The 24,115-nt window shown below is 42.1% G+C and carries 23 protein-coding genes; 4 read left to right on the forward strand and 19 right to left on the reverse strand.

Going from position 1 to position 24,115, the window contains the following annotated elements; translation table 11 throughout:
• Positions 1–173: 173 nt before the first annotated feature.
• From trxB to ACSBQP_RS10685, 11 genes are all read right to left on the reverse strand, one after another.
• On the reverse strand, positions 174–1,124 hold the full coding sequence (gene trxB / locus ACSBQP_RS10635) for a thioredoxin-disulfide reductase (protein WP_024719880.1): 951 nt from the start codon (positions 1,122–1,124) through the stop codon (positions 174–176).
• Positions 1,125–1,358: 234 nt separating this feature from the next.
• Positions 1,359–2,732: a PcsB-like coiled-coil domain-containing protein gene (locus ACSBQP_RS10640; RefSeq protein ID WP_024719881.1), complete on the reverse strand. Its 1,374-nt coding sequence runs from the start codon at positions 2,730–2,732 to the stop codon at positions 1,359–1,361.
• Positions 2,733–3,096: 364 nt separating this feature from the next.
• On the reverse strand, positions 3,097–4,557 hold the full coding sequence (locus ACSBQP_RS10645) for a tetratricopeptide repeat protein (protein ID WP_041507811.1): 1,461 nt from the start codon (positions 4,555–4,557) through the stop codon (positions 3,097–3,099).
• 130 nt (positions 4,558–4,687) lie between these two features.
• Positions 4,688–5,317, reverse strand: coding sequence for a bifunctional phosphoribosyl-AMP cyclohydrolase/phosphoribosyl-ATP diphosphatase HisIE (gene hisIE / locus ACSBQP_RS10650; RefSeq protein ID WP_435028395.1), 630 nt, complete (start codon positions 5,315–5,317; stop codon positions 4,688–4,690).
• Positions 5,314–6,072, reverse strand: coding sequence for an imidazole glycerol phosphate synthase subunit HisF (hisF, locus tag ACSBQP_RS10655; RefSeq protein ID WP_041507812.1), 759 nt, complete (start codon positions 6,070–6,072; stop codon positions 5,314–5,316). Before hisF ends, hisIE begins: the two co-directional genes overlap by 4 nt.
• Positions 6,069–6,806, reverse strand: a complete 738-nt coding sequence (gene hisA / locus ACSBQP_RS10660; protein WP_045034000.1) for a 1-(5-phosphoribosyl)-5-[(5-phosphoribosylamino)methylideneamino]imidazole-4-carboxamide isomerase — start codon at positions 6,804–6,806, stop codon at positions 6,069–6,071. The genes hisF and hisA overlap by 4 nt, the downstream gene beginning before the upstream one ends.
• A complete protein-coding gene (gene hisH, locus ACSBQP_RS10665; RefSeq protein WP_156061555.1) occupies positions 6,803–7,441 on the reverse strand; it encodes an imidazole glycerol phosphate synthase subunit HisH in 639 nt (212 codons plus the stop codon). Before hisH ends, hisA begins: the two co-directional genes overlap by 4 nt.
• Positions 7,441–8,025 carry an imidazoleglycerol-phosphate dehydratase HisB gene (gene hisB, locus ACSBQP_RS10670; RefSeq protein WP_046527623.1) on the reverse strand — a complete coding sequence of 195 codons (585 nt, stop codon included), beginning with the start codon at positions 8,023–8,025 and terminating at the stop codon, positions 7,441–7,443. The genes hisH and hisB overlap by 1 nt, the downstream gene beginning before the upstream one ends.
• Positions 8,022–9,311, reverse strand: a complete 1,290-nt coding sequence (gene hisD, locus ACSBQP_RS10675; protein ID WP_052320277.1) for a histidinol dehydrogenase — start codon at positions 9,309–9,311, stop codon at positions 8,022–8,024. Before hisD ends, hisB begins: the two co-directional genes overlap by 4 nt.
• Positions 9,308–9,955 (reverse strand): ATP phosphoribosyltransferase, encoded by a 648-nt coding sequence (gene hisG / locus ACSBQP_RS10680; RefSeq protein WP_007500071.1) that lies wholly within the window; start codon positions 9,953–9,955, stop codon positions 9,308–9,310. Before hisG ends, hisD begins: the two co-directional genes overlap by 4 nt.
• On the reverse strand, positions 9,948–11,123 hold the full coding sequence (locus tag ACSBQP_RS10685; protein ID WP_052320278.1) for an ATP phosphoribosyltransferase regulatory subunit: 1,176 nt from the start codon (positions 11,121–11,123) through the stop codon (positions 9,948–9,950). Before ACSBQP_RS10685 ends, hisG begins: the two co-directional genes overlap by 8 nt.
• Positions 11,124–11,356: 233 nt before the next feature.
• Here ACSBQP_RS10685 and ACSBQP_RS10690 point away from each other — a divergent pair, with 233 nt between their 5' ends.
• Positions 11,357–12,148 carry a C39 family peptidase gene (locus ACSBQP_RS10690; protein ID WP_098680733.1) on the forward strand — a complete coding sequence of 264 codons (792 nt, stop codon included), beginning with the start codon at positions 11,357–11,359 and terminating at the stop codon, positions 12,146–12,148.
• Between the two features lie 31 nt (positions 12,149–12,179).
• Here the strand turns inward: ACSBQP_RS10690 and ACSBQP_RS10695 are convergent, their stop codons facing one another.
• The 7 genes from ACSBQP_RS10695 to hprK all read right to left on the reverse strand — a co-directional run bounded on the left by ACSBQP_RS10695 (position 12,180) and on the right by hprK (position 17,305).
• Positions 12,180–12,821, reverse strand: a complete 642-nt coding sequence (locus ACSBQP_RS10695) for an NAD(P)-dependent oxidoreductase (protein ID WP_435028396.1) — start codon at positions 12,819–12,821, stop codon at positions 12,180–12,182.
• Between the two features lie 87 nt (positions 12,822–12,908).
• Positions 12,909–13,337: an Rrf2 family transcriptional regulator gene (locus ACSBQP_RS10700; RefSeq protein ID WP_003213266.1), complete on the reverse strand. Its 429-nt coding sequence runs from the start codon at positions 13,335–13,337 to the stop codon at positions 12,909–12,911.
• A 69-nt stretch (positions 13,338–13,406) separates the two neighbouring features.
• Positions 13,407–13,925 (reverse strand): acyltransferase, encoded by a 519-nt coding sequence (locus tag ACSBQP_RS10705; RefSeq protein ID WP_008348165.1) that lies wholly within the window; start codon positions 13,923–13,925, stop codon positions 13,407–13,409.
• A gap of 1 nt (position 13,926) precedes the next feature.
• A complete protein-coding gene (ppaX, locus tag ACSBQP_RS10710; RefSeq protein ID WP_007500058.1) occupies positions 13,927–14,577 on the reverse strand; it encodes a pyrophosphatase PpaX in 651 nt (216 codons plus the stop codon).
• Positions 14,574–15,518 carry a nucleoside recognition domain-containing protein gene (locus ACSBQP_RS10715; protein WP_008348167.1) on the reverse strand — a complete coding sequence of 315 codons (945 nt, stop codon included), beginning with the start codon at positions 15,516–15,518 and terminating at the stop codon, positions 14,574–14,576. Before ACSBQP_RS10715 ends, ppaX begins: the two co-directional genes overlap by 4 nt.
• 18 nt (positions 15,519–15,536) lie before the next feature.
• A complete protein-coding gene (lgt, locus tag ACSBQP_RS10720; protein ID WP_008348168.1) occupies positions 15,537–16,361 on the reverse strand; it encodes a prolipoprotein diacylglyceryl transferase in 825 nt (274 codons plus the stop codon).
• Between the two features lie 11 nt (positions 16,362–16,372).
• The gene (hprK, locus tag ACSBQP_RS10725) at positions 16,373–17,305 is read right to left on the reverse strand and encodes an HPr(Ser) kinase/phosphatase (RefSeq protein ID WP_003212943.1); all 933 of its coding nucleotides are present in this window, start codon (positions 17,303–17,305) and stop codon (positions 16,373–16,375) included.
• 176 nt (positions 17,306–17,481) lie between these two features.
• Between hprK and nagA the strand changes: the two genes are divergently transcribed.
• From nagA to ACSBQP_RS10740, 3 genes are read left to right on the forward strand one after another with little or no spacing between them, the layout of a single operon-like run.
• The gene (gene nagA, locus ACSBQP_RS10730; RefSeq protein WP_035389630.1) at positions 17,482–18,672 is read left to right on the forward strand and encodes an N-acetylglucosamine-6-phosphate deacetylase; all 1,191 of its coding nucleotides are present in this window, start codon (positions 17,482–17,484) and stop codon (positions 18,670–18,672) included.
• Positions 18,672–19,397, forward strand: coding sequence for a glucosamine-6-phosphate deaminase (gene nagB, locus ACSBQP_RS10735; RefSeq protein WP_035389633.1), 726 nt, complete (start codon positions 18,672–18,674; stop codon positions 19,395–19,397). The genes nagA and nagB overlap by 1 nt, the downstream gene beginning before the upstream one ends.
• Before the next feature lie 18 nt (positions 19,398–19,415).
• Entirely contained in the window at positions 19,416–20,141 is a 726-nt protein-coding gene (locus ACSBQP_RS10740) for a GntR family transcriptional regulator (protein ID WP_017357890.1), read from the forward strand.
• A 54-nt stretch (positions 20,142–20,195) separates the two neighbouring features.
• Here the strand turns inward: ACSBQP_RS10740 and ACSBQP_RS10745 are convergent, their stop codons facing one another.
• On the reverse strand, positions 20,196–24,023 hold the full coding sequence (locus tag ACSBQP_RS10745) for a metallophosphoesterase (RefSeq protein ID WP_435028397.1): 3,828 nt from the start codon (positions 24,021–24,023) through the stop codon (positions 20,196–20,198).
• Positions 24,024–24,115: the final 92 nt, after the last annotated feature.

The following is a 24,115-nucleotide window of genomic DNA, read 5'->3' on the forward strand; positions in this document are numbered from 1 at the left end:
GTGAATTTCTGATTTTAAGCAAAAAAAAGGACACGGATTCACATCCGTGCCAAACATGTATTCCTTATAAAAGGGGGTCAATTACTAGTTTCATCATAACGGATAATTGTTTCACCCGTGTTACATTCCAGTTAAAAGCCCGTGACGCAATATTAAGGATTTACGACAGCTGTTTATTTCATTGCTTTTAGCTTTTCAGCAAGCTCTTCTACATAATGCTGTGCACTCTGTGCTGCAATACTTCCATCACCTGTTGCTGTGACGATTTGACGAAGTGTTTTCTCACGAATGTCTCCAGCTGCGAAGATTCCTTCAACTTTTGTTTCCATTCTTTCATTAGTCTCAATGTAGCCCTCTGCATTTGTAATCCCTAGATTTTCAAATGGTTTAGACAGCGGCAGCATACCGATGTAGATAAAGACGCCATCTGTTTTGAAGTCTTCTTCCTCACCTGTCACAGTATCAATTAATGTCACACTGCCGACTTTCCCGTTCTCTTCATTGATTTCTTTGACGGTTTTGTTCCACATAAAGTCGATTTTTTCATTATCAAATGCACGTGCTTGTAAGATGCTTTGGGCACGAAGTTTGTCGCGTCTATGGACAATTGTGACTTTAGACGCAAAGCGAGTGAGGTAAACACCCTCTTCTACTGCTGAGTCTCCTCCGCCAATCACGACAAGCTCTTTGTTTTTAAAGAAGGCACCGTCACATACAGCGCAGTATGATACGCCGCGGCCGCCAAGTTCTTTTTCGCCTGGTGCACCGATTTTTTTGTATTCAGCACCTGCCGCAATAATGACAGAGCGTCCTTTGTATTCTTTGGAACCAGCTTTGACGATTTTGTACTCTTCTCCATCTACAATTTCTTTAATATCGCCATACGCATACTCGGCACCGAATTTCTTTGCATGCTCAAACATTTTATTTGAAAGTTCCGGCCCTAAGATGCTTTCAAAGCCCGGATAGTTCTCGACATCTTCCGTATTCGCCATTTGGCCGCCTGGAATTCCTCTTTCAATCATCAGTGTTGAAAGATTTCCCCGTGATGTATAAACAGCGGCTGTCATTCCGGCAGGACCCGCTCCAATGATGATCGTATCGTAGATTTTTTCTTCTGACACAACTGTCACTCCCTCTTCAATTGCTGCTAGCATTTCTTATTAGAATGCCCTTGGGTGATGCTTCCATTCATGACAGAGAGCATCATTTCCACTCTTAGCTTTTATGCCTTACCCATATCCTATTAAATCTGCGGATAATAAGCGAATCATTTGCTCATATCTTCAAAAAAAGAAAAAGCTTCCTTAAACTGCTGTTTAAGGAAGCCTGTTTACGGTTATATAGTAAGTAATGATTTATTCAACGACTCTTCTTACAACGCCATTGAATGCTTTTTTCCAGTAAACGTTGCTCATAGAGTCAACTGAAACACCGCGAGAGCTGTTATCGTTCAAGAATGTACCGTTTCCTAAGTAAATACCAACGTGGCCATTTACTTTGTACGTATCAAAGAACACAAGGTCTCCACGTTTCATGTCAGATGCACTTACAGCTCTTCCTTTACCTACAAGCGTATCTGTTGTTGTACCGCCAACTGGTCCAAGGTTGATGCCTGCTGATGCAAATGCCCAGCGAACGAATGAAGAACAGTCAAAACGACGTGCGTCAATATCGGCTTGTGATCTGCCGCCGCCCCATTTATATGGAGATTGCCCTACAATCGTAGAACCTGTGCTGATTGCACCTTCGATACCGCCTACGTTATTGCTGACAGGTGATCCACCGCCAGAAGATGGCTTTTTGCTTGGTGAACTGCTGCTATTGTTATTTGAAGATCCACTGTTATTTGAAGAAGAACCGCTGTCGTTATTAGAGCTGTTGTCTTCTGCTTGAACACTAGCTTGACGCTGCTGTTGTCTTTGTGCTTTTTCTTCTTTTGCCTTTTGAGCAGCTTCTCTTGCTTCTTTTTCAGCTTGTTTTTGAGCAGCGATTGTTGCGTCTTTTTCAGATGCAATGCTGTTTGCCTCAGTGTTTAACTCGCTGATTTGAGAAGAAGCACTTCCTTTTTGCTTTTTCACTTGCTTGAATAGCTTGTCTTTCTCATCAAGCTGTTTATTTAAGTCTGTTTGAAGTGTTTCAAGCTTTGCAAGCGTCTTTTGAACATCTTCAAGCTTTGTATTTAATTCGTTTTCAGACTTTTGTAATTCTGCTTTGTCTCTTTCTTGTTCTTTAATGATTTCGCTGTCTGCGTTGATTAATGTAGATACAGCACCTGCACGGCTAATGAAATCGCTAAAGCTTTTTGCTCCTAGTAATACATCTATGTATTTCGTAGAACCACCGCTTTCTTGAAGCGCACGTACACGCTTTTTCAAGAATTCGTTTCTTTCTTCGATACGTTTTTCTGTATCAGCAATTTCTTTTTTCAGTGCTTTGATTTCTTTTTTTGTTTTTTCGTTTTCTTTTTGTTTTTCTTCGATTTGATCACTTGTTTTTAAAGCTTTTTCGTCAATTTCTTTTAGCTTTAGCGCAAGTGCCTCTTGTTTTGCCTCAAGCTTTGAAAGCTCTTCTTTTTTCTTTTGAAGATTCTTGTTTACCTCTGACTGCTTGCTGTCTAGTTCTTGTTTCTTTTGTTCAAAGTTCTGTGCATTTGCTTCATGAGTAAATGGAATAAATAAACCGCTCGCTCCAATCACCGAAGCTAAACCGAAAGTAATAAACTTTTTCACGTATAGTTCCTCCTTTGACAATTTCCCAAGCGACATGAGAAAGCAGCAAATTCTCTGCGACCAATCTGTGCTTCCTGTGTCTTTCTTCCTGATGATTCAGTCAGATGTTGACCAGATTGTTTCTATCACTAGGTGTTGCATTATGTATAGTAAAATATTTAAATATATGTCTTTGTTTTAATCCACGAGTTTCATTATACATGACACATCGACAAAATGAGCTAATATTTTTATTACATTTATGTTTCAAATAGATGTCGAGATTGTCATACTTCGCCAAATCCTAGCAAATCCCACCTTTTTATCCAAGAAAAAAGCATGACCTTTTCGGCCATGCTGCTGTTATCTGAATCTATTTACCTATTCAAACCATGAACGCACAAATAATATTCTCATATTTTGACAGCGTTTGAACGCTGATCTGAAAAGAAGCTGCGATCTCTTTTTTGCTGACAGCTGATTCTTCTTGTTCATTCATCCATAGATAATAAGAAGCTGCTGCCCATGCAATGGCATTTTTCTTCTCTACGCCTGAAGCGCGTGCTTGCTGAATAATATGGAATAACCAAAAATATGGCATGTGGCTATCAGGCTGCACCGCTTCTTCCAAAGCAGATGCCGCCTGTTTTGCGAAGACCGCATCTTCTGAAAACGATCGTTCTTCCATTTGATCTTCATATAAAAGTAACTCAATAAACTGCTGTTCAAAGGCCGTTTTCGCAGCGCGGGAATCAAGAACAGATTGCAAGACGTCACGTTCACCTTTTTGTTTGCTGACATAGTAGGCAGTGAGTCGTTCCTCAATTGAAACCATTGGCTCAGACTCCTCTGGTTTGTCTTGCCACGGCTTGATTTCATCTGCATCAATATCTTCTTCCACCATCTTATCCCAGACGGTTTGCGCCAGCGTTTTGTGGCCCGTATAATAGGCTGCACTTGCCAGCCAGTATAAAAACGTACTATCACCTTGGAAACCTGTTTTATACAAAGAATAAAGCCATTTAAATGCCCATTCAAATTCTCCAACAAGGGCAAATGTTGCGCCAAGCTTATAACGCTGTTCACTTAATATTGGATACACGTGCGTTAATTGCTTCGCTAACAGATTGACCTTTTCTTCTTCTTTTTCATAATGATAGAAAACAAGCTGATTACAAAGGGCATGCAGATTACCGGGATTTTCATGAAGGACCCGGTTCAACATTTCTTTTGCCTGATCGATTTGGCCAGAATAAAAATAGGCCAAAGCGAGATTATTATACGCTGACCAAAACTCTGGATACTCAACAATCATCTGTTCCAGCATCTCGATTGCTTCATCCAGCCTGCCGCTTTCTAGCAAATGGTTGGCTTGATCCTGCTTTACAATCAGATCATCCTGATCATAAGGAAAATCTTCATCAACATCGTCACTCATATCAAGCAGGTCGAGGAGATCGTCATTTTCATCTGCAAATTCCCCGTCTTCTTCCAGCGCAGCATAAGCAGTGGCGCATCTATATGCCTCTTGAAACAAACCGAGATTCGCATAATTATTGGCTTTAAAGTAGTGACACTCTGACATGTTCTCATCCAAATGTTCAAGGATAAAATCCAGCAGTTCATTAGATTGTTGGTAATGACCCATTTCAGTATAAATAATGGCAAGCTGCGACAGCATTTCTACATTTTCAGGCTCAAGTACGATGGCCCGCTGTATCAGCTTACTTGCCCTAGACAGATTTCTTTCTCTATATGCTTTTAGACCTTTATGAAAAAAGTAATGCCCATCTTGGAATAGCTGGACGACTTGTGTGTGATTATTTTGAGAAGTGTATTTACTCACCGATACCCTCCATTTCGAACAGTGTACCGTGTGTAGTATAACATACTTCATGAGTCGTCACATAGAACAAAAGGAAAGGAAGGATTTGTTTTTCATTTAAAAGCAAAAAGCCGGGGGTACCCCCAGCTTTTCATTCCGCTTGATGACGCTTTTTCAATACCTTTAATACATCATCAAGAGACAGCTGCTGTTCACGCAATAACACAAGAAGGTGATACAGGAGATCTGCTGTTTCCCATTTCAATTCTTCTTGATCACGGTTCTTCGCTGCAATGATGACTTCAGAAGCTTCTTCCCCTACCTTTTTCAGGATTTTGTCGACTCCTTTTTCAAATAAATAGGTTGTATACGCTCCTTCTGGCATTTCCATCTGACGCTTCGCAATGACCTGTTCAAGTTCATTTAAAATGGCAAAGCGGTCTTGTTCTCCCCTTTGCTGTTTCACGCCCTCTTCCGAAAAACAGCTATAGCTGCCTGTATGGCAGGCTGGACCGCTTGGTGTCACTAGAACAAGCAGGGCATCTTGATCACAGTCATAGCGAATAGATGTAACACGCTGGGTGTTTCCAGATGTGGCTCCTTTGTGCCAAAGTTCATTTCTCGATCGGCTAAAAAACCATGTTTCCCCTGTCTCTAATGTTTTTTCATAGGATTCTTGATTCATATACGCCAAAGTAAGAACTTCCTTGCTTTGAGCATCCTGTACAATGGCAGGAATGAGACCTGCATCATTAAAGGTTAATTCGTTTGCCTGTTTCATCTTACCTTCACCCCGTGTTCTCTCAAATATGTCTTCACCTCTTGAATGGAGGTTTCTTTATAATGGAAAATAGAGGCTGCGAGTGCGGCATCAGCTTCACCTTTCGTAAAAGCCTCCAGCATATGCTGCGCATTGCCAGCACCTCCTGAAGCAATAACTGGCACTGTGACTGCTTCTGATACAAGCCTCGTCAAACGATGCTCAAAGCCCGTTTTCTCACCATCGGCATCCATGCTAGTCAGCAAGATCTCGCCTGCTCCTCTTCGCACGGCTTCTTTCGCCCAGTCACTCACTTCTATATCCGTTTGACGGCGTCCTCCGTGCGTATAGACCATGTATGCTTGTTTCTCTTCATCGTATTTCGCATCAATCGCAACAACGATGCACTGTGAACCAAAAAAGTCGGCTCCTTCTGTTATTAGCTCCGGTCTTAAAACAGCTGCTGTGTTCACAGACACCTTGTCTGCCCCCGCTCTTAAAATACGCTTCATGTCATCAAGGTGGTTAATCCCGCCGCCCACCGTGAACGGGATAGCGAGAGTGGATGCCACTTGTTTGACCACATCCACCATTGTTTTTCGGCCTTCATGAGAGGCAGATATATCAAGAAAGACGAGTTCATCCGCACCTTCCTCGTCATAGATCTGCGCTAATTCGACTGGATCACCAGCATCCTTCAACCCTAGAAATTGGATCCCTTTGACCACACGCCCTTCCTTTACATCAAGACATGGAATGATTCGTTTTGTCATCATATGCTGTCAAGCCCTTCAAACGCTTCTGCTAAAGTAAATTGCTTTGTGTACAGCGCCTTGCCAATGATTGCACCAGACACACCTGTCTGCTTTTGTGCTGACAGCTTTTGCAGATCACCTACTGCACTGACACCACCTGAGGCAATGACTTGTTTGCCAGTTGCTTCTGCTAATCGAACCGTACTTTCCACATTTGGACCAGACAGCATGCCATCCATTTGAATATCCGTGAAAATGAAGACCTCTGCGCCTTCCTTTGCCAGTTCCTTACCGAGTTCCTCCGCCTTCACTTCCGATGTTTCAAGCCAGCCTTCAGTCGATACAAAACCGTTTCGTGCATCAATGCCAATGGCGATTTTCTCCCCATATTGCGCCAACATTTTTTTCACAAAAACCGGGTTTGACACCGCTGAACTGCCAAGAATGACTCTCGATACGCCATTGTTTAAATAAAATGCAACATCTTCTTCTGTCCGAATGCCGCCGCCAATTTGAACATTCACATCTAATGAGGAAGCAATCGCCAGCACATGCTCGTGATTCACGCGTTTTCCTGCTTTTGCGCCATCTAAATCAACGAGATGTATCCATTTTGCTCCTTCATTTGCAAACCGTCTCGCCATGTCTAACGGTGAATCTCCATAAATGGTTTCTTGGTCATAGTCTCCTTGCACAAGTCGTACACATTTGCCATTTCTCATATCAATTGCTGGATATAATGTAAATTCACTCATTTGCTCACCCTCTGTTCGTTTGCTAATTGAATAAACTGTTTCAGCAGTGCCATTCCTGTTGTACTGCTTTTTTCAGGGTGAAACTGCGTTCCAAACACATTCCCCTTCCCAACAACGGCAGGTACTTGCACACCATAGGGTGCACTTGCCAATAGGTCTTCTGGATTCATGCCGCTCACATAATAAGAGTGAACAAAGTATGCAAATCCTTCTGTCACACCTTCAAACAATGGAGAGGGCTGATGAAATGTGAGCTCATTCCAGCCCATATGAGGCACTTTCAGCCTTTGTCCATCCTGATCACGATCCTTCAAAAGAACGACACGTCCTTTTAAAAGGCCTAACCCTTTTGTTTTTCCTGCTTCTTCACTTTCTTCAAACAACAACTGCATGCCAAGGCAAATGCCAAATAACAGCTTTCCTTCCTGCACGACTTGGTGGATAAACGCCTCAAGTCCCGTCTGTCTTAATAGCTGCATCGCATCACGAAACGAACCGACGCCTGGCAAAATGTACGCACCTGCCTTTTTCAGCTCCTCTGCTTCAGAAGACACGATATAAGACGCTCCTGCTCGTTCCAGTGCTTTTGATACGCTAAACAAATTTCCCATCCCATAGTCAATGACGCCAATCATTAGAGCATCCCCTTTGTCGACGGAATCCCTTTCACACGCGGATCAATGGTTGTTGCTTCATCTAAGGCGCGTGCCATCGCTTTAAAAATGGCTTCAATCATATGGTGGGTATTGGTTCCATAGTGAACGATCACATGCAGATTGATTCGTGCTTCAAGGGCAAATTTCCAAAGAAACTCATGAACCAGCTCCGTATCAAAGGTGCCGACCTTCTGACTCGGGAAATCCGCTCTCATTTCCAAATGAGGACGATTACTTAAATCCACGACGACTTGGGCGAGAGTTTCATCCATTGGAACAAAACTAGAGCCGTAGCGCTTAATTCCTTTCTTATCCCCCAGCGCTTCTTTCAACATCTGCCCAAGCACAATGCCAATATCTTCTGTTGTGTGGTGATCATCGACATCTGTGTCTCCTTTTGCATCGACGGTCAAATTAAAGTGTCCATGCTTCGTAAAAAGATCGAGCATGTGTGTCATAAAAGGGACATCTGTTTGAATATCCGCTTTTCCATCTCCATCAATCTCTAACGCTAATGAAATATTCGTTTCATTTGTTTTTCTCGCTGTTTCCGCCTGTCTCATTTTGATTCCTCCCGCTTTCTCGCTTCAATCGATCTTGCATGTGCTTCAAGCCCTTCTAATCTGGCAAAAGCCGCAATGCTTTCCCTATGTGTTTCAAAAGCTTCTTTGCTATATGAAATGATGCTCGTTTTCTTTTGGAAATCCGTAACGCTGAGCGGACTAGAAAATCTTGCCGTCCCGTTTGTTGGCAGCACATGGTTCGGTCCTGCGAAGTAATCCCCTACCGGCTCTGGGCTGTAACGCCCTAAGAAAATCGCTCCAGCATGCTTGATTTGACCAAGTAGTGATGCTGGATACGCCGTCAGCACTTCTAAATGCTCTGGGGCTAACTGGTTCACGATATCAACTGCACGATCCAAGGATTCTGTCACGTAAATATGGCCATGGTCTTGAATGGATTGTGCTGCGATTGATTTTCTTGGCAAAGTGTCCAGCTGCGCTTGCACCTCTGCTTGCACTCTTTCAGCCAGTACCTTGGATGGTGTCACCAAAATACTAGATGCCAACGCATCATGCTCTGCCTGTGAAAGCAAATCAGCTGCCACCTCATGTGCAGCTGCCGTTTCATCTGCTAAAACAGCAATTTCACTTGGGCCCGCAATCATATCAATGTCTACTTGACCAAATACTTCCCGTTTGGCAAGTGCTACATAAATGTTTCCTGGACCGGTGATTTTATCAACAGGCTGGATACTGTCCGTTCCATATGCAAGAGTGGCTATCGCCTGAGCACCACCCATTTTGTACATTTCTGAAATGCCCAGCTCCTTCGCTGCTACTAGTACAGCGTCAGACAGACGACCGTCTTTTCCTGGCGGTGTCACAAGGACAATTCGCTCAACGCCGGCTACAAGTGCCGGGATCACATTCATTAAAACAGATGATGGATAGGCGGCCGTTCCGCCTGGGACATATACACCGACCGCATCGAGCGGTGTTACTTTCTGACCTAGCATTGAGCCGTCCTTTTGGTGATAAAACCAAGAGGAGGTTAGCTGACGCTCGTGGTATGTTCGAATATTCCGGATCGCCGTTTGGATGATTTTGATCATCTCCGGGTCCAAACGTTCGTAGGCTTTTGTCTTTTCATCCTCCGTCACAAGTGGCTGTTCAATAGAGACACCGTCAAATTGCTTCGTGAAAGTCCGTACCGCTTCGTCACCATTTTTTCTCACTTCTTCGATTATTCGCTGAACAGCCAATCGCTGCTCTTCCGTTCCTGTATCTAGAGAACGCTTGAGTGAGAGAGTGTCTGTCTCACCATCTTGTATGTAGGTGATGTTCATGATGTTTCCTCCCCTTCTCCTTCGATGATTCTTGCCAGACGCTGCGCCATTTCATCGATTACCGCATCCTTCATTCGATAGCTCACAGGATTGACAATAAAACGTGACGTAATGTCACAAATATGTTCCGTTTCGACAAGTCCATTTTCCTTAAGTGTTTGACCGGTGGAGACAATGTCAACAATTCGATCGGCAAGCCCGATGAGCGGTGCTAATTCAATGGAACCATTTAGCTTAATGATCTCCACCTGCTCACCTTGTTCTCTAAAATAAGAAGAAGCGACATTTGGGTACTTTGTAGCCACACGCGGTGCGACACCGCCCCAGCTGGCTCCTGGCAAGCCCGCTACAGCTAAATGACATTTGCTAATGTTTAAATCGAGCACTTCGTACACATCCCGTGCTTCTTCAAGCATGACGTCTTTGCCTGCAATGCCCACATCTGCTACACCGTGCTCTACATATGTCGTCACATCCATTGGCTTCGCTAAAATGAAGCGAAGATTTTCTTCCGGTACATCAATGATTAATTTTCTTGAATCTTCGAATTCCTCCGGCAGCTGATATCCAGCCTGTCTTAATAGCCCTGCTGCTTCTTCAAATATCCGCCCCTTTGGCATTGCCATTGTCAACACTTTACCCATTTTGCTCTTCCTTTCTAGCGCCGATAAAATAAGTCACTTGCTCAAATGCCTTGGTCATGGCATCGATATTTTCAATACCTGCTAAGTCTTGGAGAACAATCCTTTTGCCCTTTGTCCGCTCTTTTTCTGCAAAATCAAATGCTTCAAGCCGCTGTTCTTTACTAAAAATCACAGCCTCTTGGGGCTCATTTATTTCTTTTGCGTCGAGCGCCTCAAGAAGACGGTCTAATCGAAGTCCGAAGCCTGTAGCGGGTGCGGGTGCATCAAAGTGAGCAAGCAATTGATCATACCTTCCTCCACTTCCGATCACAGACCCAACATGATCTGCAAATACTTCAAACAAAATCCCCGTATAGTAGCTCATATGACTAACCATGCTTAAATCCAAACGGATATATTCTGTACAGCCGTAATCTTCAAGTGTCTCCCACAGCGCCTTTAACTCCGCCAGCACTTCTTTGCCCTCTTGTGACACCACAATTTCTTCAGCCTGCTGGGTCACTTCTTGACTGCCGCGCAGCTCTAAAAGCTGGAGCAGCCTTGTTTTATCGATGGATGAGAGCGGCAATTGTTTGACATGCTGCCTGTATCCCACATAATTCTTTTCATATAAAAATCGGCGCAATACGTTCGCCCGCTCTGTATTCCCTAGTACATCTAAAAACAAGGTCTCAGCCAAAGCCACATGCCCGATCGCAATTTTGAAGGATTGAAGTCCAGCATTTTTTAATGCAAACACGACAAGCGCTATGACTTCAGCATCTGCACTAATCGAACCATCACCGATCAACTCAATACCGACCTGCTCAAATTCAGAAGGTCTTCCGCCTTCTCTTTCCTGTGCCCGAAACACGTTGGCTGCATAACCGACTCGAAGCGGATACGCCTGTTCGTGAAGCTTTGAAGCCGCCACTCTCGCAATTGGTCCCGTCATATCAGGTCTAAGCACAAGGGTTTGACCATTTTGATCAAGAAGCTTAAACAGCTGCGTATCTGTAATCGCCGATTGAACACCGACTGTATCGTAAAATTCAAGCGTTGGCGTTTCCATTAAACGATAACCCCAACCATTCATGACCTCTGTTAAAGAATGCCTGACTCTTTTCTTCGTCTCATACAATCCTGGTAATGAATCTCGCATACCATATGGTTTTTCAAACATGAACATGTTCTTCCGCACCTCCAACACATTAAAACAAAAAATTCCGAATCCTTTAGTTCGCTAATATGATAATATGCTAACAAAATAAAGTGATTAAATCAATCATTTTTATTTTCCCCTTTTTTTCCTTAATCATTTGTTCATATATTACATTAAAATGACACCTAATCCTTTTTGATCTCTTTGCTTTAGGAACATGCTATAATACTTAAAAATATTGAATAACACAGGAGATTACAGTGAAATTCATCCAGACATTAATCTTAACTTTGTTGTGCGCATGTCTTGTTTATTTCGGCTTTATTTACGTTTCACAATTCGACCAAGTCAAGAAAACAACGTCACCGCAAGAAGCCAAAGAAAAAGAAAATGATACCGCACTAGCAGCAGAAGAAACACGTTCTACGAAGAAAACAGAAACGACACATTCTAGTTTAAAAGGAAATAAAAAAGCCATGGACGTCATCCTCTTTAATCAAATGGATGCACCAAAGCTTTATAACGGATGCGAAGTCACGAGCTTAGCCATGCTTCTTCATTACAGCGGCTATGAGCATATAACGAAAAACGCATTGGCAAACGAGATGAAGCGTATCCCACTCAATTATGAGAATGGCTTAAAAGGAGACCCTCATGACGGGTTTGTAGGCGATATGGAGAATGGGCCAGGTCTTGGTGTGTACCACGAACCCATTTATCAGCTTGCGAAAAAATATGTAGGTAATCAAGCCGTTGACTTAACCGGCAAGCCAGTCAAAAAGGCCATCTATCAATCACTTGAAAAAGGTTATCCTGTCTGGGTCATTACCACTTCGACCTTTGCCAAAACAGATAACATTGAAACATGGAATACACCAAATGGGAAAATAGATATCAGCTTTAATATGCATAGCGTCGTCATCACTGGCTATGACAAAGATCATGTCTACTTAAATAACCCATACGGAGAGAAGAATCAAAAAGTCGATCGTGAACAGTTTGAGGATTCTTGGAAACAGATGGGCAGCCAGGCGATTATCATTAAAGCATAAAACCCCGCTAAATAGCGGGGTTTTTAATTTCTTATTCTGCTTCAGAAACCACAGTAAAACGTTCTCCAACATGAGCAGCTTGTTCTATCTCATCGACAAGCGCAACGGCGTAGTCAGCATAACTCACATAGCTGTCACCCTTTGAATTGACGATAAGATGGTCTTTGCCTTTCACATAAGCACCTGTCCGTTTGCCTGCTGGATTAAAGAAGGCTGCTGGACTTAAAAATGTCCAATTTAATCCTTCGGTCTTTTGAAGATCTTTTAAGTTTTCTCCTTGGTGTGAAGCAGTAGCAAGGTATTCCTTTGGAAACTCCGGTGTGTCCATCAGTCTAGTTGTTTTGGCCTCATCTACAAATAAACTTCCAGCACCTCCCACAACGATTAAACGCGTTTCTGGTGTCTCTTTCAAGAGATGAATGAGTTTTTTCCCTGCTTCTACATGAAGGTGCTCTTGTCCTGCTGGCGCACCAAATGCGTTTACGATCACATCAAAACCTTTGACGTCTCCTGCCTCTAAGTGAAAAACATCCTTTTCTAAAACAGCTGCTGATGAATTAGTCACTTTTTGTGCATCTCGAACGATTGCCGTTACTTCGTGCCCTCTCGATTGAGCTTCTTTTAAAATGTGTTGTCCTGCTTTACCTGTTGCGCCAATGATTCCAATGTTCATGTAAATTCCTCCTACAATATAAGGTTATTTTGATCGCTTAAGATGTAACCGCAATAGTTACAACAGAGGTAAAAAAAATTGAATAGATCATCCAATTTTTTTGATTAAAACCTGCGTTAATTCACTTAATTTGATCTCAGCAAGCACTTGCTCCATCGCACTTTGAGCACGGCACAAAATTAATTCTAGTACAGCTTGAATATTGGCACCGATCGGACAGTCAGGGTTTGGGCTTTCATGAATTTGAAACAACTCTCCCTCATCCACCACTTCAACCGCTTTATACACATCGAGCAGTGTGATGTCATCCTCACTTCGGTTCAATTGAGAACCGCCTTTGCCAAGACTCGTTGAGATTAGGCCTGCTTTTTTGAGCTTACTCATGATACGGCGAATCACCACTGGATTTGTATTGACACTTCCTGCGATATCCTCCGATGTCTGTAAAGAACCTTTTTCAAGTGATAGCAAGGCCAGAATATGGACAGCGACAGTAAATCTGCTGCTGATTTTCATGTTTTCTCACCTCTGTTGTAATCATTATAGTTACACCATGTTAGAATGTCAACAAAAAAGTCTGCCGAGCTACTCAGCAGACGAAGATTGACGTGCTTCCATTTCCTCTTTCGTATAAATCATCCGCATTGGATTTCCTCCAACAAAGGAGCCTGCCGGAACATCTTTGTTCACAAGAGTTCCCGCCGATACAATCGCACCATCACCAATTGTCACTCCAGGTAGGATCGTTGAATTTGCTCCAATTAACACTTCATCACCAATATAGACTTCCCCAAGCCTATACTCTTTAATCAAATACTCATGGGACAAAATGGTTGTGTTATAGCCAATCACACTATTTCGACCGACAGTGATTTTCTCAGGAAACATGAGATCGACCATCACCATTAAAGCAAACGCCGTATCCTCCCCGACTTTCATTCGAAGGAAGGTGCGATAAATCCAATTTTTCATTCCCATAAAAGGCGTATACCTTGCCAGTTGAATAAAGATGAAGTTTTTCACAACCTTGAGAAAGGGGACCGTCCGATAGACTTGTCTAAGCGAATTAACCCCTTTGACAGCATAACGATCTGTTTTTCTCAACTTAATCAGCTCCAACAATCGCCAAGAGATCACTCATTTTCTGCAGCATATAATCTGGGCGATGCTTTAACAGGGCTTCTTCTCCCTTAATAGACCAAGCAACACCTGCTGTTTTCGTCCCTGCCGCTTGACCAGATAAAATGTCGTGATAATTATCACCAACCATGATCGCCTCATGCGGATCACTGCCGAGCTTGGATAATGCCAGTTGAACTGGTTCTGGATGCGGCTTTTCATTTTGTACATCATCAAGTGTGACAATGACCTCAAAAAATGGCTCCAATCCAGTCAGCTTTAATCCCATTAAGACCGTATCACGGATTTTTGTTGTCACAATACCAAGCTTAAATCCCTGATCCTGAAGAATTTTCAACGTGTCTAACACCGTCTCATACTCCGTCACAAGCAGATCATGCTGTTCATGATTAAACGTTCGATACATCTGGATCATATCATCTGTCAGATTCGGATCCATTGCAGAGAATGTATCAAATAATGATGGACCAATGAAATGAAGGATATCCTCACGGCTGTATTGACCAGGGTAATAATGATCAAGCGTATGCTGAAATGAAGCAATAATTAATTCATTTGTATTGATTAATGTGCCATCTAAATCAAATAGCACTGTGTTAATAGTTGATTGGTTCATATAGCTTCCTTTCTAACAGCTGCATGTTCCCGCCTCCGCCAAATATAGCTGATGGCAGCTGTCAATAAAATAGCAGAAATAAGGCGAATAAGAAGAAGCGGCCATACTGGAATACCTAATGGAATGAAAATGAGTGTATCTTCGACCACCGCATGACACGCCACAAGGAAAATGAAAGCAAGCGTTAAATCCTTTTTGCTGACACCGTCCTCTTCCACTGCCTTCATCATGACGCCTGCCCCGTAGGCAAGACCAATGGTTAAACCAGCCACCATCGTCATAGACGTATTTTCTTTCATTCCAAGCATTCTCGTAAAAGGAGACAGCCACTTAGACAGCGTATGGAGCCACCCTAAGTCTCTCATGAATTGAATGATGATCATGAGAGGAATGACAATACAAGCTAGCTGCAGCACACCAAGAACAGCTTTCTGTAAAGCAAGAAGTACGATCATATACCAGCTAGAAGGCACATCAGCCGACTGAGCAGCTGTCAGCAAACCATATTGCGCCGGCTCCTCGCCTCCCTGCCATACGAGATGAATGACAACTGCTGACACGACGGCAAGACTGATTCTGACTAGCAAAATGACAGACACCCGCAGCCCAACCTTCGCCGCCACTGTTGATTCGATGATCAAGTTGTGACAAAAAGAGAGCATGACCGCTAAAATGAACACTTCCTTCACCGGGAGCTCTAATGTCAAGATGGCTGCAATACCCGCATACAAGTTCAGCATATTTCCTAAAACAAGCGGAATGGCCGCTTCCCCTGAAAGACCAAACAGACCCATAAATGGACGGATGAATTGTATAATCCAATCCATCACAGGTGTATGCTGCAAGATACTAACGAGAATGGTAACCGGAAAAATGACTTTTCCAAGTGTCCAAGTTGTCGATAACCCTGCTTTCAAGCCGTTTTTCCATGTCTCCCCCATCTCTTATCCCCCTTGCTCTTAATTTGATGAGTTGTTCTCTTTATACGGTATAGATGCATATCCCTTGATTCTTCTAAACACAATCAGCAAAACAGCCACTGCAAATATAGCAATTGAAATCATCTGTGCAATTCGAAGGTGCTCAGTCAGCATTAAGCTGTCTGTTCTCATTCCTTCAATGAAGAAACGACCGATTGAATACCAGATTAAATACGACAAGAACATTTCGCCTCGACGCAATGATGTTCTACGTAATAAGATTAATATCAAAACGCCTGCGATATTCCATAATGATTCATATAAGAACGTAGGGTGATAGTAGGTCCCGTCAATGTACATCTGATTAATAATAAACTCAGGCAGGTGCAAATTTTCTAAAAAGGCTCTTGAAACAGCCTCACCATGTGCTTCCTGATTAATAAAGTTCCCCCAGCGCCCGATGGCTTGCCCTAGTAAAATACTAGGCGCTGCGACATCGGCGATTTTCCAAAAGGACACCTTTCTCACTTTAGTAAAGACAATCGCTGTCAGCACCGCCCCTATCAGTCCACCATGTATGGCAATTCCGCCATTCCAAATCTTGATGATTTCATTTGTGTGCTGCTGATAATAATCCCATTCAAAGGATACATAATAAATTCGTGCACAAATAATGGCGATAGGAATGGCAAATAAGATGAGATCAATAAACATATCTTTATTGATGCCTCTTTTTTCACACTCCCTTAATGCGAGCCAGAGTCCAAGCAGCGCTCCGACCCCAATAATCACACCATACCAATGAACCGAAATAGGTCCGAGCTGAAAAGCAATCGGATCAATTGGTTGAATTGCTTCATTCATATAGACAGCTCCTATTCATCCTGGCCATTGTCTTCAATGACATCGGCAAGTTTACTTGTAAATTGTTCCGCTGCATTATGTCCCATTCGTTTCAATCTGAAGTTCATAGCAGCTACCTCGATGATGACCGCTAAATTTCGTCCCGGACGTACAGGGATGGTCAGCTTGGGTACATCTGTATCGATGATCCGCATTTTTTCTTCCTCAAGTCCTAAACGGTCATACTGTTTGCCTTGTTCCCAAAGCTCAAGGTTCATAACAATCGTAATTCTCTTATAGCTTCTGACAGCGCCCGCTCCAAATAAGGTCATCACATTAATAATGCCTAATCCACGGATTTCTAGAAGGTGCTCAATCAGCTCTGGTGCGCTTCCAACTAACGTATCCTGATCCTCTTGCCTGATTTCCACGCAATCGTCTGCAACCAGCCTGTGTCCTCTCTTCACTAGTTCTAAAGCCGTTTCACTTTTACCTACGCCACTTTTTCCAATTAACAGCACACCTACACCATATACATCCACGAGTACGCCATGAATCGCAGTCGTTGGTGCAAGCTTGCTTTCTAAGAAGTTCGTTAATCGACTCGAAAGTCTTGTCGTCTTTAAGCTTGAGCGTAAAACCGGCACTCCATTTTCGTTTGAAGCTTCGATCAATTCCTTTGGTACTTCACGATCTCGTGACAAAATGATGGCAGGGGTAATATCTGTACAAAGAGACATCATCCTCTGCTTTCGTTCGCGTTCTGGGAGCTGTTCAAAAAAAGAAAGCTCTGTCTTCCCTAAAAGTTGAACTCTTTCTTTTGGGTAATATGTAAAATATCCAGCCATTTCAATACCTGGTCTGGAAAGATCACTGATTGTAATGGGACGATTAATCCCTTCTTCCCCACTTACCAGTTCAAGATGAAATTGTTCCATTATGTCCTTCGTACGAACTTTCGGCACGCTTCTTCCTCCTTTTATCGCAGGCGTTTCAGAAATACAGCTCTATTTTATCACTTTCAATGATGAACCCAAAATAGTATTTTATCCTGATCCTGTTTCTTCACATTTACTGGTATAGACAACTATACTTAAAAAAGGTAAACTGAATCTAACGACGAGAATAAGGGGGCACAATCATGAGCAGTTCTTTATTGCTCTCCAATATTCATATTGTGACAAAGACAGAAATCATTGAAAACGGTTTTGTCGGTTTACGCGATGGCAAAATCGACTATATTTCAACATCACCGCCGACAGGAAATTATGAAAAAGTATATATTTCCCGGGAAAACTTTTATTTACTCCCCGGAATGATTGATATTCACATCCATGGGGGATATGGTGCAGATATGATGGATGCCACACCAGAAGCCATGAATACACTTGCTGATCACTTACCCGCAGAAGGAACGACAAGCTTTTTAGCAACAACCATTACACAAAATCACCAAGAGATTGAGCAAGCACTTAAAAATGTCGCACAGTGGAGACCCTATAATAAAAAGCAAGCTGGAAGTCAGGCACAATGTTTAGGCATTCATCTAGAAGGTCCTTTTATTTCTAAAGATAAAGCTGGAGCGCAGCCTGCTCAATGGATTACACAGGCTAACCTTCCTCTTTTTGAGAAATGGCTGAGTGCATCTGATCAGCTGATTCGAATTGTCACTTTTGCACCTGAGGAAGATACTGATTTTGCATTTCTTTCCCTGCTAAAAGAAAAAAATATCATTCCTTCTATTGGACATACAAATGCTCCTCATGACATGATTGAACTAGCAGCAAAGCACGGCGCGCGTCATGTCACGCATCTTTATAATGCGATGAGTTCATTTCAGCATCGTGAGCCAAATGTTGCAGGGGCTGCGCTTACAAACGAAAAGCTTTTGACTGAGCTGATTACAGATGGCATTCATTCACATCCTCTTTCCGTAAAGCTTGCGTATTTGGCAAAGAGTAGTGAACGTTTGATCATGATTACAGACTCAATGCGTGCAAAAGGACTTGGAGAGGGAACCTACGAATTTGGCGGACAGACTGTGACAGTCAGCGGTGAAAAAGCATTGCTAGCAGATGGAACACTTGCAGGATCGATTTTACAAATGAAAGATGGGGTAAAACGTATGAGACAGATCACACAATGTGGATGGATAGAAATTGCTCAAATGACCTCAACAAATGCAGCCACTCAGCTCGGGATCGATCATCAGCTCGGTTCGATCGAAGTTGGAAAACTGGCAGACTTGGTCATTTGGGATGAAGCTGGCGAACTCATGATGACGATCTGCCATGGACAAATCGTTTATGAAAAAAAGGAGGCCACACACTGATGAACATCATCGAATTTGCAGATAAAGATCAATTAGGAAAAGCAGCAGCTGCTTTCATTGCACGTACCATTAAATCAAAAACAGATGCGGTTCTCGGTCTGGCAACTGGCGGTACACCAATTGATACTTATAAAGAGTTAATTCAGTTGCATCAAACAGAACAATTGTCTTTCAAACAAGCAAGAACAGTGAATCTGGATGAGTACGTGGGAATTGATCCAAATCATGAAAATAGTTATATGACTTACATGAAGCGTCATTTATTCGACCATATTGATCTCCCATCAGATCAATATTTCCTCCCCAATGGTGCTGCTGCTCACTTGGAAGAAGAGTGCTTAAGGTATGATCAGCTCATTGAAGATTTAGGGGGTATTGATCTTCAGCTACTTGGTATCGGACAAAATGGACATATCGGGTTTAATGAACCTGGTACTCCTTTTGACTCAAAGACGCATGTCGTCCAATTAGATGAACACACTCGCCAAGCCAATGCAAGGTACTTTTCTTCTATAGATGAGGTACCTACACATGCCATTACAATGGGAATTGCAAGCATTCTTTCAAGTAAAAAAATTCTCCTTCTCGCATCAGGAAAATCAAAAGCGGACGTGATACAATATTTAGAACGAACTGAAATTCACCCAGACTTCCCTGCATCTGCTCTGAAACTTCATGAAGATGTGACGATTTTTATTGATCGAGAAGCTGGTTCACTACGCTAAACACGAGAGGATTTTCACATGTTTATTGATAAGCAGTCACCTATCCCCATGTACCATCAGATTATGGAGAACTTGAAAAAGCAGATTGAGGATGGAACGTTAGCACCTGATACACTCATTCCTTCTGAAAGAGAATATGCCGAACGCTTTGGTATTAGCCGAATGACTGTCAGACAAGCCTTATCGAACCTTGTGAACGAAGGATATTTATACCGGCAAAAAGGAAAAGGAACATTTGTTAGCCGAAAGAAATTTGAACAACCGCTTCAGGGCTTAACAAGCTTTACAGAAGATATGCGTCAACGTGGGCTTAAAGCTTCAAGTCAGTTGATTGATTTCAAAAAAGTCGCATGCCCAGAGCACTTGCTGCAATCATTACAGCTGTCGAACAGTGAAGATGTCTATGAATTAAAACGAATCCGCCTTGCAAACGATGAACCAATGGCTATTGAAACGAGTTATATTCCTGAAAAATTTGCTGGCGAGCTCACAAAGGAACATTTAACTGGATCTTTATATGAATATATAGAAGCGAACACAGGTCTAACCATCGCCCATGCCAAGCAGGAGCTTGAAGCCAATGTTGCATCAAAGGAAGAAGCTAACGTGCTGTCTATTTCATTAGGGGACCCTGTTCTCTCCATTGCAAGAACAACTTATTTTCAAAATGACCTTCCATTCGAGTATGTCATGTCCGTTTATAGAGGGGATCGATACAAGCTCACTCACACAATGGAAAGATAAAACTGTGCTCTTGAAAGCACAGTTTTTTATTTCCTAAGAAATGTTGATTGATCATCATTTTTTTGTATGAATTTTCCATATAGGAGAAATCGCTTTCCCTTCGAAACGGTCTTTTGCGACAGTGTACCAATAATATTCTTGATTTGGCTTTAACCCTTTCCATTCAAAGGTTGCTTTTTTACCACTTTTCACACCTTTGACTTCTCCAAGAAGAACGTTTGTGTAGACATTCAATTCAAAATAATTGGTTTTAACGGATTTCATTTTTGGTGTTAAATCGACATCAATTGAAAATTCATCTTGATCTCCATACGTTTTTGGATCATAAAAATGTTCTTGATTCAAGTAGGGTGAGTATGTGGTGAAATGAAGTTTATTTTTTTCTTGATCTGCAGTGATCAGCCGCATAAAACCTTGACCGCCTTCAGGACCTGACTGGTAATCTGCAAGGATTTGATATACTTTTCTGTCCACTTTTCCATCATGATCATCGTCAATCTCATCTACTTTTCGACTGGCTCCGTGGTAGTGGCCACTAAATACTGCGACAATATTCGGGTGACGTTTTACCACTTGATGGAAGATCAAATCTCCAATTGGGCTTCGATTGCCGCTCACTAACAAATACTCATGGAAATTTAAAATGACAATTCGATCTGGATGTTCAGAAATGACTCGATTTAACCAGTCAATCTCATTTTGCTTGATCCCCCAGCCCATATACACCATCATATAATCATTGCCACCAGCAGAGATAAGATCATAATGACCTCGATTGTTTTGATAGGATTCACCGTAATACGGCTTGTCTTCAAAGCGTTTCGCTCCAAAATATCTCCCATATTCCCTATAATGGCCGTCTTTGTGCCTGACATCATGATTACCAGCTAATACACCGTAAGGAATATGATGCTGATCTAACACACGCATAAATGTATCGGCACGATTCCACTGCTTATCCTTTGAATCATCCACAATATCACCTGTATGGAACACATATTGAATATTTAATGGGTCCCTTTGATCTCTGATCCACTCGACCATTTTTTTGAAGATATGAGGATAACTTCTGGCATAATATTGAGTATCAGACATCCACACCATCTTATAAGGCTTTAACGTCTTACTGATCTCATCTTGTACAAGCAAATCAAACGTTTGATTTTTCATATACTGTCTGACTGACAGCAGCCCTTTCAGGTAAAATTCCTTTTCATCCTTGGCAAAGTGATGAGTGATTTTATCCCACTTTTCTTGCTGATGATTCCAAGCGTACATCGTTACCTTTCTCCCTGATAATGAGCTTCCTTTCCATACAGCCTCGACAACATCCTTTTCACGTACATCGTGATGAACCTTGATTTGAAAGCGATGATAAGGAAAATGCTGTAGATCTTTCGTTTCCACTGATTTACCATCAGCAAATGCAATGCGATTTCTTTCTCGATTAGAAAAAATCATTTCACCTGTTTCATTTAAATGTTTTGGCGGCTCTGTTTCCGCTGCATATTTGAAAATCTTCATGGACGGATGCAGCGATGTATATTGATAGGCACGGTAAAAGGAGTAATCTAACTGATCATTAGTAGGATCATTGGTTAGCACTGTTTGCTTAGATGATTCCTTTTTTGTCCTATCTGACACTCTCTCTGGCGTTTCAGGGTGTTCATGTACCGTCTTAAAAACCTTTTTCAAAGTTGATTTGTTTCCAGCGGCATCTTTTGCTTTTATCTTCAACGTGTGCTCCCCAGGTTCTAATTCGCTAGAGGACGTTTGATAAGGCAAAGAGATCGGTTTTCCATCTAAATATGCCTTCATCTCCGCTATGTCACTCCAACGATCCGTCACCTTTGCCTTTAACGTAAAGACGCCTTTATATTGGTCATTTGCCTGTATATTACTCTTGATTTTCGGACCCGTGTTATCGACTTTCACACGTACAGATTGAGATTCGTCTGCGGTTTTAGCCTGAACAACATGTACTCCTTCTTTCAGCCTTCTTGTATCCCACTGAATATAGCTTGAAGCATATGCTTGCTTCGGGATTTGAAACTGAAATGCTCTTACTTTCTTAGCGCTTCCACCGTCGCCCATTTTCCATTCCTCATGCTGGCTCGCATTTAGAGGCAGAATTTGAGTTCCATTCGATAAAATCATCTGGACATTTTTCAATTCAAAATCATCGTGATTTTCTCCAGGAAATCGGTCAAACGGCGATGACTTCGTCCCAGCATGGAATGATATCGTTTGTGGACCTGCCTTTTCTAAGTGTTTTTCTGGTATTGGTATCGTATAGGTGCGATACACTTTTGTCGAATCATCAAAAATGGAAAGTAAGTGCTTACCTATAGACACACCATTCTTAAAATATAAATTTGTCCCTTTGACATCAAATGCAAGATATGGATCTGCTTCAAGTGCAGGGAATACTTGTCGAATTGATTTTCCATCTATCATTAATTTTATGCTTTTTTTCTGATCTGCTGTTGCTTTTAAGTGAAATACGCCAGAAACCGTATCTCCTTCTTCTACATTCAATCGAAGGCCGTGAGCTTTGCTTACTTGTTCCACATCAATTGTTTTTTTCATTGTCATTGCTTGATTTTCGCCGTCAGACGCTTCAATCTGATATTCCAATCGATCTTTACCGATGAGCTCAGGTGAATAAATAATATAGTGAAACAGCCGATCATTATGATCCTTTTGAAGCAGCACCTCTTTAAAATCTTCATGACGATTGGTTCGATATCGCAATTTGACCGTTTTGACGGACTGATCATCCTGCACATCTGCTTTCATTTCAATGCCTTCAGTTGGTTTTATCGGTTGATTGTCTGTCATGTCTTCGATCACAGGTTTATGAACATCTTGAGATATTTCTTTTTTTTCAGTTGGAATTTGTGCTTTTAACACTTTTCCGGGTGTCGGCTCTTCCTCCACTTTCGAGATCAGCTTCATTTGTGTCGTACCATCCATTGGATACTTGAACAGTAACGATCTGTGCTCGCTAAACAATGAAGGCTTTAAACGATAGGATGCCGACGATACCTCTTCTCCTATATTTGTTGTGATAGAAACAAGGCGGGATTTAGAATTGGACAATCCTTTACTCTCAATGATCGATAGATGCTCGCCCTCTTTTAAATGGCTTTTGTACATCGCATTAAAATCCGCTACCGTTAAATGCTCCTGTCCTTTTTTTCTAAGCCAAAATACGTACGGTTTTCCAGGAGAAATGGTGATCGGACTTGTGTGGAATGAATATATATCATCCATCTCCACGCCTTGCGCTGGATTGCGATAGCGAAGCTGATAATGTCGAAGTGAAATGGGTGCATGTGTTGTGTTATACACCTCGATGAATTCAAAAGCATCCTTGCCTTTGCGGTTTTTTGAATTCACGACGATTTCTGTCATCAATAGCTCAGGCATCTGTGAGAGATCCTCTTCAAATCCATTTAAGTGAACTGCTTGTTCGGTTGTTTTGATGACAGACTTCTGCGTCAAGAATTCTGTATAGTAATGAACTGTTGGATTCCACAATTGATCTGTCGGGATTTTCGCTGTGAATTCTGGTTTCATCCCCGGCAATCGTTCCATTGGGATCAATCGATATCCTAGTTCATCACTCTGTTTATAGTACAAGTTTGCAGACAAAATTTGCTCTGACTGACTAATAGATGCCCGAAATTGAAGATCACGTTTTTTTCCTTGAACCGGACGGACATCTACTTGAAATTGATCAAAGATAAAAGGTGAAAAGGGCTTATTTCGTATGTTCACTTGTGTTTGTGTCAAAGATCCTGCTGAAGCAGGCTGACTGAAACAAAAAAGAATGCTCAAAAAAAGCAAAAGAATGATTTGTCTGCTCACATTCACCATCGTGCACCGCCTCCCTTCGGATATTGTGTCTCCTGAAGACGGTTTTTATGACAGATGGAACGGGGAAACGATATAAATTCACACAAAAAAAC

Origin of the sequence: Bacillus sp. G402, assembly GCF_051172515.1 — a bacterium.
Lineage (GTDB): Bacteria > Bacillota > Bacilli > Bacillales > Bacillaceae > Bacillus > Bacillus altitudinis.

Coding starts and splice junctions, on each gene's coding strand:
- hisIE (WP_435028395.1), bottom strand. CDS start 5,317: ATGAAACAGGCAAACGAATTAACCTTTAATGATGCAGGTCTCATTCCT.
- hisF (WP_041507812.1), bottom strand. CDS start 6,072: ATGATGACAAAACGAATCATTCCATGTCTTGATGTAAAGGAAGGGCGT.
- hisA (WP_045034000.1), bottom strand. CDS start 6,806: ATGAGTGAATTTACATTATATCCAGCAATTGATATGAGAAATGGCAAA.
- hisH (WP_156061555.1), bottom strand. CDS start 7,441: ATGATTGGCGTCATTGACTATGGGATGGGAAATTTGTTTAGCGTATCA.
- hisB (WP_046527623.1), bottom strand. CDS start 8,025: ATGAGACAGGCGGAAACAGCGAGAAAAACAAATGAAACGAATATTTCA.
- hisD (WP_052320277.1), bottom strand. CDS start 9,311: ATGAACATCACCTACATACAAGATGGTGAGACAGACACTCTCTCACTC.
- hisG (WP_007500071.1), bottom strand. CDS start 9,955: ATGGGTAAAGTGTTGACAATGGCAATGCCAAAGGGGCGGATATTTGAA.
- ACSBQP_RS10685 (WP_052320278.1), bottom strand. CDS start 11,123: ATGTTCATGTTTGAAAAACCATATGGTATGCGAGATTCATTACCAGGA.
- ACSBQP_RS10695 (WP_435028396.1), bottom strand. CDS start 12,821: ATGAACATTGGAATCATTGGCGCAACAGGTAAAGCAGGACAACACATT.
- ACSBQP_RS10700 (WP_003213266.1), bottom strand. CDS start 13,337: ATGAAAATCAGCAGCAGATTTACTGTCGCTGTCCATATTCTGGCCTTG.
- ppaX (WP_007500058.1), bottom strand. CDS start 14,577: ATGAACCAATCAACTATTAACACAGTGCTATTTGATTTAGATGGCACA.
- ACSBQP_RS10715 (WP_008348167.1), bottom strand. CDS start 15,518: ATGGGGGAGACATGGAAAAACGGCTTGAAAGCAGGGTTATCGACAACT.
- lgt (WP_008348168.1), bottom strand. CDS start 16,361: ATGAATGAAGCAATTCAACCAATTGATCCGATTGCTTTTCAGCTCGGA.
- nagA (WP_035389630.1), top strand. CDS start 17,482: ATGAGCAGTTCTTTATTGCTCTCCAATATTCATATTGTGACAAAGACA.
- nagB (WP_035389633.1), top strand. CDS start 18,672: ATGAACATCATCGAATTTGCAGATAAAGATCAATTAGGAAAAGCAGCA.
- ACSBQP_RS10740 (WP_017357890.1), top strand. CDS start 19,416: ATGTTTATTGATAAGCAGTCACCTATCCCCATGTACCATCAGATTATG.
- ACSBQP_RS10745 (WP_435028397.1), bottom strand. CDS start 24,023: ATGGTGAATGTGAGCAGACAAATCATTCTTTTGCTTTTTTTGAGCATT.